We start from the raw sequence: 14,358 nt of genomic DNA on the forward strand, positions 1-14,358 counted from the left end.
AAAATAAAAGGATGCCACGTATAGATTCTTTCACTCATTTTTATTTGTGGCAATATTGCAGACCGGTCTGCGGGTAAACCTGCGATATGCAACGGGTATAAATATGTATAAATTCGATTATTCATTCTTTCTCCACGAGCTGTGGGTAGCGGTGACTTATATACCATTGACTTTGAAGCTTTCCATGATTCCCATGGTATTCGGGTTAGTCTTTGGGACATTACTGGCTATCTTAAGAATCCAGAAAGTTCCGGTACTTAATACGCTCATAAAGATATATATCCTGATTTTTAGAAGCATGCCAATGGTACTTATGATCCTTATTCTGTATTTTTCCTTTATGTACGGATTTGATACTATTGCAGAATTAATGCACTTAAAGATACGTTCAGGTAATGTTCCGCCAATTATTCTGGCCTATATTATTTTAAGCATTGTATCCGTTGCATTTATGACAGAATCCATCCGGACGGCCCTTCAATCCGTACAAAAGGGGCAGGTTGAGGCGGCGCATTCTATCGGAATGAAAACTTCTGCGATTTACCGACGGATTATCATACCGCAGGCACTGCCGGTAGCGATACCGATTCTTGGAAACACTTTCATTGGATTGACCAAGGGAACGGCACTGGTATATATGATTGGAGTGACGGACCTGATTACGGGAGTGAAGATCGAAGCTAATGCAAGCTACCGCTATCTGGAAGCTTACATAGCCATAGCTGTCATATACTGGCTGTTATGCATAGCCATAGAGCAGGGAATCAGGTTACTGTCCCATAGAGTCAATGCAGTCAGCTAATCATTTATCGCAGTAGGAGCAAGGGGGTAAGGCATGATTCAGGTAAGGAATTTACAAAAATCCTTTGGCAGTAACAAGGTGTTAAAGGGAATTGATTTAAGCGTTGAGGAAGGAGAGGTTGTAGTAATATTAGGGCCCTCCGGTTCAGGAAAGACAACTTTGCTGCGGTGTATTAACTTCCTTGAGAAGGCTGATGAAGGTGAGATTGTCATAGGAAGCACCCAAGTAAATGCAAGGCATGCAACCAAAAGACAGATATTGGATATTTGCCGGAAAACAGCCATGGTATTTCAATCCTTTAATCTATTTAAAAATAAAACAGCTCTGGAGAATGTTGCGGAAGGACCTGTCATCGTACAAAAGGTTGAAAAACAAAAAGCCCTTGAATATGGCAGGGAGCTGCTAAAGAATGTCGGTCTTTCGGATAAATATGACGCTTATCCTTCTGAATTATCGGGAGGGCAGCAGCAGCGGGTCGGAATCGCCCGCGCTCTGGCACTGCATCCGGAGGTCATACTTTTTGACGAACCTACCAGTGCTCTGGACCCGGAGCTTGTGGGAGAAGTTCTGGGAGTTATTAAGAAGATAGCAAAAAAAGGGATTACAATGATTATTGTAACCCATGAAATGTCGTTTGCTCAGGACGTAGCCAACAGAGTGGTTTTTATGGATGAAGGTGTTATTGTGGAGCAGGGAACTCCGCAGGAAATATTCCTGGATGCCAAAGAAGAACGCACGAAACAATTTCTAAAGCGTATTACGCCGGAATATACCTATCAGATATAAGGCCGCTCAAATAAAAAACATAAAGCCCTGTTCGGCTTTCTGTCTTTCTGATTCGAATACAAGATCATAAAGAGTTGCCTTCTGGAGAGTTTCCTTAATCACAGAATCAAGAGGATCGAAGACCGTTACCTTCATAGCGGTTTCGATTTCAGGGGCTTTTTCCTTAATGGTTTCTTCCGTATTTTCAAATAAAGAGGTTTCGACAGCAGCCAGGATATCATAAACCGTAATTTGCTGCGGATCTGCGCTTAACTGGTATCCGCCCTGAGAACCTTTGATAGAAGTAACGATTCCGCCGCGTTTTAACAGGGAAAAAACCTGTTCCAGATAAATTTTGGAAATATCCAGTCTTTCAGAAATACTGATTAAGGTTATATAATCGTTTTTATTGTTAGCCTGTGCCATGTGTATGGTTGCCGCAAGTGCATAACGGCTTTTTGCTGATAATCTCATTGTACCCTCCAATCTGTTGCCGAACAGATTTGATATATTGTAAATTGATGGTGTTTGTTTTGAAAAAATGTGTATTAAAGCAGTTTTATCTGACAATAAAACTATATTTCACATTATTCAAATATGTATTCATAATATATGAAAAATACAACACTGTCAAGGGTATACAATAATGCACCATGGACAAACCCATGAAGGATGTCTTGGGAAATGTACGGTGATTTTCACATATATTTATTCATTTTCTCATTCAGGAACCCTTATTCCACTAAGAATGCCAGCCACAGTTTCTGCCATTTCAGTGTCATAAGGAACCCCTCAATAGAGACCTCATAAATATATGCAAAAATCACCTGTGTTCTTCCAATGACTTTCTTCATGTGCTTATCCTTATAATACATCATTTGCAGCACAAAAAAATTCCTGCATCCTTTGTTACCCTAAGGCCGCCTTTGCCAAGTTTTTCTGTTAAAAACCTTTCAAAGGTTTCTTTTTCGTCCCTTATAATACTCATTTGATTGCCATGGCAGGAATAGATATAATCGGCCAATGGTTTTATTTCCGTTACCAGCAGACTGTCATCATAGAGGTGCTTTTCTACGGTTTTAAAGAAAGGCTTTAATTCTTCCTCTCCGTCATCAAGGCCAAAGATGTCATAGAGCTTAACCTCGGAAAGAGCAATTTGATCGTTGTATTCCTTTGCCAGCTCTTCGATTTCTTTCATATGTTTTCTGCCATAGGTGCTAAGACACAGGCAGCCGCCTTTTTTTAAGACACGGTAAAGCTCACTTAAGGCTTTTTTTCTGTCTTTGGCATAGAACAGGACATGGTTGGCGAGGATTAGATCAAAGGTATTCTCTTTATAGGGAATGTCCTGTATATCAAACTGTTCAAAGGAGAAGAAAGAGGATATACCTTTTAATCCGGAAGAAGCACTTCTTAGCATACCGGAGGAAATATCGGAGAGCAAAGCAGAGATTCCCGGGGGCAGAGATGAGTGGTTCTCCCTCCAGAACTCTCCGTTTCCGCAGCCGGTTTCCAGAATGTTTTGATTTTCTTTTAAGGGGAGCATTTTGTATATCCACTGGTACCAGCCTAAAGGATTTACGGAGAATCTTTTGTGCAGGTCAATACGCACCTTAAGATTTCCGGCAGTTTTGTACTGGCTAAGGAGAGTTTCCTTCATATTAAGGAGGTGTATCAGACCGACAATATGATTCCAGTCAGGTTCTTCCCTTTCTGAAAGGACAGCTGAAGTTTCACGTAACATCTGTTCCATCTGCTTTAATTCAGCGATTTTTTCGTGGATAAGTTTTTGCTGCAGCTGTAAGGATTCCTTTATAAAGGATGTATCCAGGGAATTAACGGTTATCTCCTTGATTTCTTCCAGCCCAAAGCCCAGCTTTTTCAGTACCAGGATTCTTTGCAGGATAGCAAAATCCCTGTCTGTATAATAACGGTAGCCGGATTCTGCCATAAGGGAAGGCTTAAGCAGCCCCTTTTCGTCATAGTACCGTATTGTTCTTACGGATATGTTGGCCCTTTTTGAAAATTCTCCGGTAGTATAAAAGTTCTCTGCCATCGGACGCACTCCTTTTTATACATTTTCAATTGCCGAGTTTAGTTCATTTGGGAATATTTAAGAATTCTTTATTCTCCATATACCATTCTACCGTTTTCTCTATTCCTTCTTCAAAAGAAATCTCCTGTTTCCAGCCAAGCTCCTTCTGAAGCTTTGAAGAATCCATGGAATACCGTCTGTCATGGCCCTTCCGGTCTTCTATAAATTCAATGGGGGGAATGGTTAGGTGGTATTTCTCTCTTAAAATGCCGGTTATGCTTGAAACCACCTCAAGATTTGTATAATCCTTTCTGCCGCCGATATTATAAACTTCGCCTGTACGCCCTTCTGCCAGTACTTTATCAATGGCTGACAGATGATCTGTAACATAGAGCCAGTTCCTTATATTCTTTCCATCTCCGTAGATTGGGATAGGATTACCGGTCAGGCAGCTTAAAATGCAGTTTGGAATAAACTTTTCCTGGTACTGATAAGGACCGTAATTATTGGAGCATCTTGTTACCAGGACAGGAAAATCATAAGTTTCATAATAGGCTCTTGCCATATGGTCGCCTCCGGCCTTACTGGCAGAGTAGGGATTTCTGGGGCATAGAGGGGTATTTTCTGTGAATTTACCGGTTTCTCCAAGTTCACCATACACTTCGTCTGTTGAGATGTAGAGAAAGCGTTTGCCGTTATAGTTATTCTCCCAGGCTTTTTTGGCGGATTCTAACAGGCATAAGGTTCCGCAGACATTTACCTCGGCAAATTCCTTCGGGGAGCGGATACTTTTGTCCACATGGGAGTGGGCTGCAAAATGCACCACATAATCAATGGAATATTTTGCAAAGATTTCTGCTAACAGAGTTTCATTTCGGATATCACCTTTGATAAAGCGGTAAGCGTCATTTCCTTCATAACAGCTTACATTTTCTGACCTTGCGCAATAGGTCAGGGTGTCCAGGTTTAAGATTCTGACTTCGCCTTTATAGTGCTGCATCAGGTAATGAATATAATTGGAGCCGATAAATCCGGCTCCTCCGGTAATAAGATATGTTTTCATAGAAAACCTCCTGTATGTTTTTAATAAACACATTGTAGAAGGTCACCTAACGTAAGAGTCAAGAGCTTTAAAAAAAAAATTACATTAGCATGGTATCCATAATCTTTTGAAGCTTTTCTGTCTCTGGCTGACTGCTTCCAAAAGGATTTTCCGGCATTTGGGCAAGAAAGGAAAAGGATACGGGAAAGTACTTTTCTATACTTTTCATATAATCCTTTGGAAAGTATTCCTGGCTTTTTTGTACGCCCATCAAAATTAACTGATAACAGTTCATCAGAACAAACTCCAGAAAGGGTTTGTTACCGGCAGGGAAGGAACGGCACAAATCAGTTATAAAGGATAAGAGCTTATTAACCGTTTTTTCTGCCTCTTCACAGCGTGGGCTGATAGTAAATAAGGTCTGATGGTCTTTCATAGAATCTTCCTTTATATCCTGCAAATCGTCTGCAAGCTGCAGAAAGAAGCCAAAGCCCAGATAGAAGACCATATCTTCTCTGGTTATTTTTTCTTTTACAAAGTAGCGGTCGATTAATACGGACATACCGCCTTTGTACATAGAGATAGCAAGCCGCTTTTCATAATCTAATAAAATATCCGTTCTTTGCTGGCTTAGGCTTTCCACCTGTGCATCCAGCATTAAAAGTAAAAGCTCCGTTACCGGGCAGGGTTCTCCTTCTATACAGTCATCTTTTGCAGCAGAAAGAAAGTATAAGGTCTTTTCATCATACCAGGAGGTTGTATTCACCGACTCCCCTTTCAGGAAATCTCTGATAAGCGAGTTGTAGCGGGCTTTTTCTTCTTTTGTGCAGGCAGTATTGTCTATGTAATTATCGGTAAAGGGATAGAGCATGCTGTAACCGTAACAGGCTTTTGAAAAGAGAGAAGTATCCTGATGGATTTCCTTAAACATCAGGTAGACAATATAATTTCTTAGGGCTTGTCCCATATCCTCAAAGGACATGGCGGGGACATCCATACGTAATGTCTTTATAAATTCTTTGGTTTCCGAAACAAAGACTTCTATTCTTTCACGGGATAGATAATGATGCAATCCAAGGACCGTTTCTTCGGAAAGAACCTGGTATAGTAGTTTGTAGGTCTTTTTATTCCATTTTCTTTTCCCAAAGGGAAGGCGGGGATATCCTGTTATTTGCCGGTGAAACTGTGCGGATATCTCTTTTGCATAGGCTTCGTTCTTATTCTTATCCGCCTGCGGTACTTCCGTTAAATAGGGCGGAAAGGTGTCGTTTGCTGATAACCAGCGTTCCCTTACGATTGGAAGGAAAGAATTCAAAATTGTGTCCTTGTGAAAGAAATTCATGGCTTTTCTCCTTTATTCCCATTATCTGTATTATAAAGAAGATGTCCGTGAAAAGCAACAGGCTATTGATTGTATGGGATTGTTTTTGTATAATGGATACAGGAGTAATTGATTATAATAATTGGAGGAGCACACATGTCACAGACGACAAAGAGGGCTCTGGCTTATTCTCTCAAGAAGCTGTTAAAAGAAAAACCCCTGGATAAGATAACAGTAACGGATATTACCGAAGACTGTGAGGTTAACAGACAGACCTTTTACTACCATTTTAAGGATATTTATGATCTGGTGGAGTGGATTTATACTGTTGAGGCAACCAAGGCATTGGATGGCAATAAGACTGCCACCACCTGGCAGCAGGGATTTTTTCAGATATTTGAATATATATTGGAAAATAAGACATTTGTCAGAGGAACCTATCATTCTGTTAATAAAGAGCACCTGGAAACCTATCTTTATAATGAGACCTTCAATCTGTTAATTGGGGTATTGGATGAATTTGCGGAAGGAATGTCTGTAAGGGAAGAGGATAAAGCCTTTATCGTAAACTTTTACAAATATGCTTTTGTCGGTTTGATGCTTGACTGGATAGGGAAGGGGATGAAGGAGGAGCCCAAGGATATTTTGGATAGGCTTAGTATACTGCTGCAAGGAGATTTTAAAAATGCCCTGGAGAAGTTTAAGGGTAAATCCTACGCTTTAAATAAGATGAACCATGAGAAAAAATAATGTGGTCCTGTATAAAAAAATTCGATGAAGGCAGAATAATTTATACAGAAAACACAGTGTGTATAAAATTTTTACAATAAGAGCCCACTGATTAAAATTTCATCAGTGGGCTCTTATTGTATATTGTACCTGGCAGGGAAAAGAGATATAGTAAAGAAAAAATGATGGAGGTAACTTTTATGTATTACAGTAATGGAAATTATGAAGCGTTTGCCCGTCCCAGGAAGCCGGAGGGTGTGGATAAAAAATCCGCCTATTTGGTAGGTTCAGGTCTTGCCTCCCTGGCAGCTGCCTGCTTTCTTGTAAGAGACGGCCAGATGAAGGGAGAGCATATTCACATCCTGGAAGAGATGAGCCTTCCCGGCGGTGCCTGTGACGGTATCAAGGACAGCCAAAAGGGATTCATTGTCCGTGGCGGAAGAGAGATGGAAAATCATTTCGAATGTCTGTGGGATTTGTTCCGTTCCATTCCTTCACTGGAAACAGAAGAAGCCTCCGTTCTGGATGAATTTTATTGGTTAAATAAGAAAGATCCTAACTATTCCTTAATGAGAGCTACCATTAACCGCGGAGAGGATGCTCATACGGATGGAAAATTCGGTCTTAGTGAAAAGGCTTCTACGGAAATCATTAAGTTGTTTTTCACCCGAGATGAAGATTTGTATGATAAAAAGATTGAGGATGTATTCACACAGGAATTCTTTGATTCTAATTTCTGGCTCTACTGGAGAACCATGTTTGCTTTTGAGAATTGGCACAGTGCTCTTGAGATGAAACTCTATATTCAGAGATTTATCCATCACATCGGAGGACTTCCTGACTTTAAGGCGCTGAAATTCACCAAATACAATCAGTATGAGTCTTTGATTCTTCCTATGGTAAAATATCTGGAAGCTCATAATGTTCAGTTCCAGTATGATACAAGAGTTACCAATGTTATCTTTGAAAAGAAGGGCGGCAAGAAAGTTGCTGTTAAAATTGAATGTATCAGGGAAGGCAAGAAAGAAAGCATTGACCTGATTGAGGATGACCTGGTATTTGTAACAAATGGAAGCTGTACTGAGAATTCTTCCCTGGGTGACAATGACCATCCGGCAGAATTAAAGGAAGGCCCGGGAGGCTGCTGGGAGCTTTGGAGAAACATTGCCAGGCAGGATTCTTCTTTCGGACACCCGGATAAATTCTGCACTGACATTAAGGCAACCAACTGGGAATCTGCCACTGTGACAACTCTGGATGATAAGATTCCTCCTTACATTGAAAAGATCTGCAAGAGGGACCCGTTCAGCGGAAAGGTAGTAACAGGCGGAATTATTACGGTGAAGGATTCCAAATGGCTTATGAGCTATACCTTAAACCGTCAGCCTCACTTTAAAGAACAGCCCAGAAACCAGCTTGTTGTATGGGTATATGGTTTGCTCACCGATGTACCCGGTGACTATATCAAGAAACCCATGAAGGATTGTACAGGCATCGAGATTACAGAAGAATGGCTGTATCACCTTGGAGTACCGGAATCCCAGATTCATGACATGGCTGTTAATTCCGCAAAATGCGTTCCTTGTATGATGCCTTACATTACTGCTTTCTTTATGCCAAGAACTGCTGGAGACAGACCGAAGGTAGTACCCGACGGCTGTACGAATTTTGCTTTTATCGGACAGTTTGCCGACACGGTAAGAGATACCGTCTTCACCACCGAATATTCTATACGTACTGCTATGGAAGCAGTATATACACTGCTTGACGTAGACAGGGGTGTACCGGAAGTATTTGCTTCCTGCTATGATATCAGAGTGCTCCTGGATTCCACCTCAAAGATGATGGACGGTGAGAAGATAGGGGATAAGAAGCTTCCTCTGGCTGCAAATGTAGTCAAGAAGAAGGTATTAAAGAAGATATCCGGTACGGTAATTGAAGATTTATTAAAGAAATATAATGTAATCTAAACCTTTTCTACTAAATTGATTATCTATAAAAGGGGGCGCTGCAGTAATTTGCTGGGCTCTCTTTTGTACTTGTGTGTTTCTGGCGGGCAATGATAAAAAATAGGCAACAAAAGCGGAATGAATTCATGATATCTTCTTTACAAGGCTTGTTACTAGAGATATAATAGTTTTAATTACTACATATGGTAGCATATGGATATATATTAGAAGTATAAATTAATAATGCCGGGAGGTAAGAATATGTCTGACTATATTATAACCTGCTGTTCCACAGCAGATATGGCAGTTGAATTCTTTCAGGAAAATAATATTCCTTTAATTCACTTTCACTATACCATGGAGGGAAAGGAATATGAGGATGACTTGGGCAAGTCCATGCCCTTTGATATGTTTTACAGCAAAATAAAGGACGGGGCTGCATCTACCACTTCACAGCCCAATGCAGAGCAATATATGGAAGTATGGGAGCCGCTTTTAAAAGAAGGGTATGATGTATTGCACATCAGTTTATCCAGCGGTATATCAGGAGCTTTCAATTCGGCCTGCATTGCCAGGGATATGTTAGGTGATAAATATACGGAAAATAAGATTTATGTAGTGGATTCACTGGCTGCCTCTTCAGGCTTTGGGCTTTTAGTCACCCTTGCAAGTGAAAAGAAAAAAGAAGGATACTCTGTTGAAGAATGTTATAATTGGCTTCAGGAAAATAAGCTGACCATCCATCACTGGTTCTTTTCCACAGACCTTACAAGTTATTACCGCGGAGGAAGAATATCTGCGACTTCTGCCGCTTTTGGCACTATCTTAAAAATATGCCCTCTTCTTAATGTAAGCCATGAGGGAAAGCTGATTCCCAGAGATAAGTACAGGGGAAAGAAAAAAGTCTCGGAAGAGATGGTAAAGCGTATGGAGCAATATGCCAAGGACCGTTATGACTATTCGGGAAGGTGCTATATTTCCCAATCATCCTGCTATGAAGATGCAAAGCTGGTTGCTGATATGATTGAAGAAAAGTTCCCGAAGCTTAATGGAAAGGTAATAATTAATAACATTGGTACTGTTATTGGCTCCCATACAGGCCCCGGGACGGTTGCACTTTATTTTGTCGGTGATAAGCGTACAGAATAGGAGTGGCATCATTTCTTGTCTTCCAGAAGGTTCTTAAGCAGACTGATTAAAAAGGCTGCAAGTAAGGAATTTAAAAAGCCTCCCATGGTTATACCGGTTACAAAATGATCTGCAATCATAATAGTCCATGCATTGATTACAAAGTTAAATAACCCCAGAGTCAGAAGATTAAGAGGAAGGGTTATTAAGAGCAGGAGCGGTTTTAAGAGCAGGTTTACAATCAATAAGACAAAGCCGACTAGCAGTAAGGAAGCACTGCTGTAAACCGACACGGTCGGAATGGCAAGGGAGAGCAGATAAATTACCGCAATGTAGGAAATATAGTGAAAGAATATCTTTTTCATAAAAAGCCCTTTCTGATATGTTTATAGAATTTTTACAAAAACCTGTACGTCCCCGGTGGTTACATCCACTAGTTCATAAGGACCGTAATCTCCTAAGGAATGTAAAATGGAATAGCTCCCTTCAAGAAGTATTTTCAGTGCCTCCGGTGAAAAGTATACCTTTTTTTCACCGGAGGTTATTTTAGGAGTCGAGCCCTTAAAGGTAAACCATGATATAACTTCTAATAAATCCAGTGTACTGCCAATAAGCTCATCCAGTAGCTTTAAGGGTACGGGAAAGGAAAACGAAAAGGCTCTTTTTTCTTTTGATTTAATCGATACCCACATAACCGGATAGAGTTTATTCCACATATATTTTTACCCGTATCATACTTTTGCTGTCTTCATCCCAGGCTTCTACGTCCACAATGTCAGGGTCGTCCAGGGTACCGTTTAACAATTCACGTATAATGCCCTGAAAGTCGATGTCTGACAGATAAACTCCCTTACTTTCCATTTTGACTTTGGCATCGGGCGGAATATGGGTCAGGACCTTGCCGGTTACTTCACCGAGAGTTGTAATAAGACCTAAGGGGATATTGACATTGACATTGACAGTTTTGTTATCGGAAGTAACCTTAATTTTTAAGAACTTATAGCTGCTTTTTCTGATAACCGGATTTTGTACGGGAATCTCTTTTGATTCGCTGTTTTCTGATGTCTCCTTTGCGCTTCCTAAAGCTTCTAAGAGTTCCATGCCTTCGGCAGCAGTAATCTGCCCTTTTTCAATCATTTCCAGAATCTTTAATTGTTCGTTCATACTTTATACCCATTGCATATCGCAGGTTTGCCCGCAGGCCGGTCTGCAATATTGCCACAAATAAAAATGAGTGAAAGAATCTATACGTGGCATCCTTTCATTTTTAAATTTTCTTTCACACTTGGCTCCCATTATATTATATTATAGTTGCTATGCATTTAATTTCTTAATCCGTTCTGCTGCTTCCTTTGGGGAGATTTCTCCTCTTGATAATTGTTCTAATATTTCATTTTTGGCTTCTCTTAATAAATCGTTATCCCGGACTGTTTCCTTTGATGGCACCTCGAATCCAAGGTTTCTGATAACTGCATCTAATTTGCCGCGGACTGTTGGATAGGAAATTCCCAATTCCTTCTCAACATCCTTGATATTGCCTCTGCATTTGATGAATACCTTTGCAAATTCCAGGTCATCAGCCGGTAATCTGCAGAATTCACAAGGTTCAAAGTCTCCCTCCAGCGAGGTATGGCACTTTGGACATCCAAGCTTTGTGATAGAAAGCTTTTCCCCGCAAACAGGACAGTTGCCGGGTGCTTTAAATTTCATGGAAAATACCTCCTTTGTGTTCTTTCCTACAATATACTACCATGAATTCATTATGTCAATATAAAAGTTAAAAATATTAATATTTATATTAATATAATTGATTTTTGAATTAAATAATTGAATTTTAGAATGAAATATTGATAGAAAGTTCTTACTTTACCATAGAAAGGCCGTAATTGGATTTTTATTTGCGAAGCAGGGGAAAATATCTTATAATAAAAACGATGTATCAAGAGAAAGCAACAGTAAAATGTACGGGTGCATTTGCACAGAAATGAGGAAGTTATGTACGAGAAAGTTTTAGAATCAGCAGAATATATTAAGAGCAGAATAAGCCTTTCCCCTAAGATTGCCATAGTGCTGGGCTCGGGACTTGGCGATATTGTAGATTCTCTTACAGAGGTCGAAACAGTAGATTATCTAGATATACCGAATTTTCCAAAGTCTACCGTGGAGGGACATGCCGGAAGAATAGTTGCAGGCAGGTTAAAAGGCACTGAGGTGCTTATTATGCAGGGAAGATTTCATTTCTTTGAAGGATATCCCATGAAGGAAGTTACCTATCCGGTATTTGTAATGAAGCTTCTTGGCATTACGAAGCTGATACTTACCAATGCCTGCGGAGGGATTAATGAAAGCTTCATCCCGGGAACGATAATGCTTATCAATGATTTTATCAATCTTATGCCGTCAAATCCCCTTATTGGTATCAATGATGAGAGATTTGGCCCAAGATTTCCTGATATGACGGAACCCTACAATACGAGGCTTATCGAACTTGCAAAGCAGGTGGCATCAGAGAACTCTATTTCCTATGGGGAAGGAGTATATGCAGGCTTTCCTGGACCTTATTATGAAACTGCCGCGGAGATAAGGATGATAAGGAATTTCGGTGCGGATGCTGTTGGTATGTCAACGGTACCGGAAACAATAGCGGCCAATTATATGGGAATACAAGTACTGGGATTAGCCGTAATTACCAATATGGCAACAGGTATCCAAAAGGTAAAGCATTCCCATGAAAGAGTGCTCGAAATTGCAAAGAAAGCTTCCATTGATTTAAGCTGCCTGATAAGCGGAGTGATTGAAGGACTGTAAAAGAGTTTACCCTTTTTCATTTAAGAGGGATAATGCAGAGTAAAAAACATATATTGTAGTAATCGTTTTATAGGTGCTTGTGTATGTCAAATAAAAAATATCTGTGTATTTGTGGTATCCTGGCAGTTACACTGATAATATTATCGCTGCCGTTAATTAACTTTTCAGGGAATTCAGAGCAGGTAACCTCTTCTGTCAGTATGGAAGTACCTGCTGGAACAGAGGAAAAGATATACCTGCCTGTTGTAATGTACCATGACATCAAGAAGAGCAGTTCGGGTAAGGATATTATATATCCGGGTGAATTTAAGAGTGATTTGGAATATCTGAAGGAAAACAATTATACCTCGGTAACGATGCAGGATGTTATTGACTATGTTTATGAAGATAAGCCTCTTCCGGAGAATCCGATTATGATAACCTTTGATGATGGATATCTTACAACCTACCGTTATGCATATCCGCTCTTGCAGGAGTATGATACAAAGATTGTTCTCTCAATTATCGGCAAAAGTACGGATGATTTTACAAGGGTGGGGGATGACCATTTGCAGTACGCACATCTTACCTGGCCGTTGTTGGATGAGATGCTTGAGGCGGATGTGATAGAAATACAAAACCATACCTATAACCTTCACTCTACCCGTGCCGGCAGAGTGGGCTGTAAGCAAAAAAGAGGGGAGTCCTTAACGGATTATGAGGCTGTACTTACGGAAGATATCATGAAGCTTCAGCAGGAAGTCGTTGAAATGACCGGAACAGCTCCGACAACCTTTACAATTCCTTATGGGGAATACAATGAAAATACCATAGATATTATAAAAAAGCTGGGTTTTAAGGCTGCTTTGACCTGTGATTATGGAATTAATAAGATAACGAAAGACAAGGAGACGCTTTATCACTTAAAAAGAATATGCCGTTCTCATAACTACCCCATAGATGAACTCTTAGAGGATGTCAGAAAGACGATAAGATAAGAAAGACTGCTGATGCTGTAAAATACGCAGAATGTGTAAAAACATAAGAATGGAGAAATGTTGAAAGAAAATATGATGATAGAGAGGATGCCACGCTATAATTCTTTCAACTTTTTATTTGTGGCGAGGGGCTGTTGCAAAATAGAATTTACATACCATAGATTGCACTAGTGAACTGCAATTCTTCTAACATATGGTATATATTTCGTATTTTGCTACAGCCCCTGCAATGGGTATAAAAATGCAATTACAAATTGAAAAAGTCATATCCGAAGAGGATATCGGGCAATTGGCGCAGCTGGCTGATAAAATATGGAATGAGTACTATGTTCAGATTATATCAAAAGAACAAGTTGATTATATGGTAGAAAAGTTCCAGTCCGTAAAAGCAATTACGGAGCAGATGAAAAACCAGGGATATGAATATTATCTTTTAAAGCCGGATGGTGCAGCGGTAGGATATATCGGAATGAAAATAATGGAAGATAACTCCCTTTTTCTAAGTAAGTTCTATATCAGCAAAGAATGCAGAGGGATGGGCTATGCAAGGGAAGCTATGGACTTTATAGCAGCGTTTTGCAAGGACAGAGGATTGAATAAAATCTGGCTTACGGTAAACAAGCATAACAACAGTATAAAAATCTACGAAAAGCTGGGATATCATATAAAACAGACTCAGGTTGCCGATATTGGAAATGGTTATGTGATGGATGATTACATAATGGAAAAGGATATTATCTGAATTTTAAAAACATATAGAAAAGGCCGGAAGGCGGATTGTTTTATTATCCGCTTTCCGGCT

16 protein-coding genes are annotated in these 14,358 nt (G+C 40.0%); 8 read left to right on the top strand and 8 right to left on the bottom strand.

Going from position 1 to position 14,358, the window contains the following annotated elements; all coding sequences use genetic code 11:
* Nucleotides 1–103 precede the first annotated feature (103 nt).
* Nucleotides 104–802 carry an amino acid ABC transporter permease gene (locus BUF11_RS00940; RefSeq protein WP_073587845.1) on the top strand — a complete coding sequence of 233 codons (699 nt, stop codon included), beginning with the start codon at nt 104–106 and terminating at the stop codon, nt 800–802.
* Nucleotides 803–835: 33 nt separating this feature from the next.
* Complete coding sequence (locus tag BUF11_RS00945; RefSeq protein ID WP_073586938.1) at nt 836–1,588, top strand: amino acid ABC transporter ATP-binding protein; 753 nt, start codon at nt 836–838, stop codon at nt 1,586–1,588.
* Nucleotides 1,589–1,594: 6 nt separating this feature from the next.
* Here the strand turns inward: BUF11_RS00945 and BUF11_RS00950 are convergent, their stop codons facing one another.
* The 4 genes from BUF11_RS00950 to BUF11_RS00965 all read right to left on the bottom strand — a co-directional run bounded on the left by BUF11_RS00950 (nt 1,595) and on the right by BUF11_RS00965 (nt 5,986).
* Nucleotides 1,595–2,041, bottom strand: coding sequence for an RrF2 family transcriptional regulator (locus tag BUF11_RS00950; protein ID WP_073586939.1), 447 nt, complete (start codon nt 2,039–2,041; stop codon nt 1,595–1,597).
* Nucleotides 2,042–2,441: 400 nt separating this feature from the next.
* The gene (locus BUF11_RS00955) at nt 2,442–3,623 is read right to left on the bottom strand and encodes a MerR family transcriptional regulator (protein ID WP_073586940.1); all 1,182 of its coding nucleotides are present in this window, start codon (nt 3,621–3,623) and stop codon (nt 2,442–2,444) included.
* Between the two features lie 43 nt (nt 3,624–3,666).
* Nucleotides 3,667–4,665 carry a dTDP-glucose 4,6-dehydratase gene (gene rfbB, locus BUF11_RS00960; RefSeq protein ID WP_073586941.1) on the bottom strand — a complete coding sequence of 333 codons (999 nt, stop codon included), beginning with the start codon at nt 4,663–4,665 and terminating at the stop codon, nt 3,667–3,669.
* Between the two features lie 79 nt (nt 4,666–4,744).
* Entirely contained in the window at nt 4,745–5,986 is a 1,242-nt protein-coding gene (locus BUF11_RS00965; protein ID WP_073586942.1) for a hypothetical protein, read from the bottom strand.
* A gap of 135 nt (nt 5,987–6,121) precedes the next feature.
* Here BUF11_RS00965 and BUF11_RS00970 point away from each other — a divergent pair, with 135 nt between their 5' ends.
* The 3 genes from BUF11_RS00970 (at nt 6,122) to BUF11_RS00980 (ending at nt 9,792) form a co-directional block, all read left to right on the top strand.
* The gene (locus BUF11_RS00970; RefSeq protein ID WP_073586943.1) at nt 6,122–6,715 is read left to right on the top strand and encodes a TetR-like C-terminal domain-containing protein; all 594 of its coding nucleotides are present in this window, start codon (nt 6,122–6,124) and stop codon (nt 6,713–6,715) included.
* 179 nt (nt 6,716–6,894) lie between these two features.
* Nucleotides 6,895–8,664 (top strand): oleate hydratase, encoded by a 1,770-nt coding sequence (locus BUF11_RS00975; protein ID WP_073586944.1) that lies wholly within the window; start codon nt 6,895–6,897, stop codon nt 8,662–8,664.
* Nucleotides 8,665–8,904: 240 nt separating this feature from the next.
* Nucleotides 8,905–9,792 (top strand): DegV family protein, encoded by an 888-nt coding sequence (locus BUF11_RS00980; RefSeq protein ID WP_073586945.1) that lies wholly within the window; start codon nt 8,905–8,907, stop codon nt 9,790–9,792.
* An 8-nt stretch (nt 9,793–9,800) separates the two neighbouring features.
* On the opposite strand, the gene BUF11_RS00985 is transcribed toward BUF11_RS00980, so the two are convergent.
* From BUF11_RS00985 to BUF11_RS01000, 4 genes are all read right to left on the bottom strand, one after another.
* Nucleotides 9,801–10,136, bottom strand: a complete 336-nt coding sequence (locus tag BUF11_RS00985) for a phage holin family protein (protein ID WP_073586946.1) — start codon at nt 10,134–10,136, stop codon at nt 9,801–9,803.
* A gap of 21 nt (nt 10,137–10,157) precedes the next feature.
* On the bottom strand, nt 10,158–10,487 hold the full coding sequence (locus BUF11_RS00990) for a hypothetical protein (RefSeq protein WP_073586947.1): 330 nt from the start codon (nt 10,485–10,487) through the stop codon (nt 10,158–10,160).
* Nucleotides 10,477–10,935, bottom strand: coding sequence for an SHOCT-like domain-containing protein (locus BUF11_RS00995; protein WP_073586948.1), 459 nt, complete (start codon nt 10,933–10,935; stop codon nt 10,477–10,479). The genes BUF11_RS00990 and BUF11_RS00995 overlap by 11 nt, the downstream gene beginning before the upstream one ends.
* Nucleotides 10,936–11,085: 150 nt before the next feature.
* Nucleotides 11,086–11,481, bottom strand: a complete 396-nt coding sequence (locus BUF11_RS01000; RefSeq protein WP_073586949.1) for a DUF2089 domain-containing protein — start codon at nt 11,479–11,481, stop codon at nt 11,086–11,088.
* 285 nt (nt 11,482–11,766) lie between these two features.
* On the opposite strand from BUF11_RS01000, the gene BUF11_RS01005 reads away from it, so the two are divergent.
* The 3 genes from BUF11_RS01005 (at nt 11,767) to BUF11_RS01015 (ending at nt 14,298) form a co-directional block, all read left to right on the top strand.
* The gene (locus tag BUF11_RS01005; protein ID WP_073586950.1) at nt 11,767–12,579 is read left to right on the top strand and encodes a purine-nucleoside phosphorylase; all 813 of its coding nucleotides are present in this window, start codon (nt 11,767–11,769) and stop codon (nt 12,577–12,579) included.
* Nucleotides 12,580–12,662: 83 nt separating this feature from the next.
* Nucleotides 12,663–13,556: a polysaccharide deacetylase family protein gene (locus BUF11_RS01010; RefSeq protein WP_073586951.1), complete on the top strand. Its 894-nt coding sequence runs from the start codon at nt 12,663–12,665 to the stop codon at nt 13,554–13,556.
* A gap of 241 nt (nt 13,557–13,797) precedes the next feature.
* Nucleotides 13,798–14,298 (top strand): GNAT family N-acetyltransferase, encoded by a 501-nt coding sequence (locus BUF11_RS01015; protein ID WP_073587846.1) that lies wholly within the window; start codon nt 13,798–13,800, stop codon nt 14,296–14,298.
* Nucleotides 14,299–14,358 lie beyond the last annotated feature (60 nt).

The organism is Anaerocolumna xylanovorans DSM 12503 (assembly GCF_900143645.1).
Classification (GTDB): domain Bacteria; phylum Bacillota; class Clostridia; order Lachnospirales; family Lachnospiraceae; genus Anaerocolumna; species Anaerocolumna xylanovorans.

Excerpts from the sequence above, each read along its gene's own strand:
- BUF11_RS00940 (WP_073587845.1), top strand. The coding sequence starts at position 104 with ATGTATAAATTCGATTATTCATTCTTTCTCCACGAGCTGTGGGTAGCG.
- BUF11_RS00945 (WP_073586938.1), top strand. The coding sequence starts at position 836 with ATGATTCAGGTAAGGAATTTACAAAAATCCTTTGGCAGTAACAAGGTG.
- BUF11_RS00950 (WP_073586939.1), bottom strand. The coding sequence starts at position 2,041 with ATGAGATTATCAGCAAAAAGCCGTTATGCACTTGCGGCAACCATACAC.
- BUF11_RS00955 (WP_073586940.1), bottom strand. The coding sequence starts at position 3,623 with ATGGCAGAGAACTTTTATACTACCGGAGAATTTTCAAAAAGGGCCAAC.
- rfbB (WP_073586941.1), bottom strand. The coding sequence starts at position 4,665 with ATGAAAACATATCTTATTACCGGAGGAGCCGGATTTATCGGCTCCAAT.
- BUF11_RS00965 (WP_073586942.1), bottom strand. The coding sequence starts at position 5,986 with ATGAATTTCTTTCACAAGGACACAATTTTGAATTCTTTCCTTCCAATC.
- BUF11_RS00970 (WP_073586943.1), top strand. The coding sequence starts at position 6,122 with ATGTCACAGACGACAAAGAGGGCTCTGGCTTATTCTCTCAAGAAGCTG.
- BUF11_RS00975 (WP_073586944.1), top strand. The coding sequence starts at position 6,895 with ATGTATTACAGTAATGGAAATTATGAAGCGTTTGCCCGTCCCAGGAAG.
- BUF11_RS00980 (WP_073586945.1), top strand. The coding sequence starts at position 8,905 with ATGTCTGACTATATTATAACCTGCTGTTCCACAGCAGATATGGCAGTT.
- BUF11_RS00985 (WP_073586946.1), bottom strand. The coding sequence starts at position 10,136 with ATGAAAAAGATATTCTTTCACTATATTTCCTACATTGCGGTAATTTAT.
- BUF11_RS00990 (WP_073586947.1), bottom strand. The coding sequence starts at position 10,487 with ATGTGGAATAAACTCTATCCGGTTATGTGGGTATCGATTAAATCAAAA.
- BUF11_RS00995 (WP_073586948.1), bottom strand. The coding sequence starts at position 10,935 with ATGAACGAACAATTAAAGATTCTGGAAATGATTGAAAAAGGGCAGATT.
- BUF11_RS01000 (WP_073586949.1), bottom strand. The coding sequence starts at position 11,481 with ATGAAATTTAAAGCACCCGGCAACTGTCCTGTTTGCGGGGAAAAGCTT.
- BUF11_RS01005 (WP_073586950.1), top strand. The coding sequence starts at position 11,767 with ATGTACGAGAAAGTTTTAGAATCAGCAGAATATATTAAGAGCAGAATA.
- BUF11_RS01010 (WP_073586951.1), top strand. The coding sequence starts at position 12,663 with ATGTCAAATAAAAAATATCTGTGTATTTGTGGTATCCTGGCAGTTACA.
- BUF11_RS01015 (WP_073587846.1), top strand. The coding sequence starts at position 13,798 with ATGCAATTACAAATTGAAAAAGTCATATCCGAAGAGGATATCGGGCAA.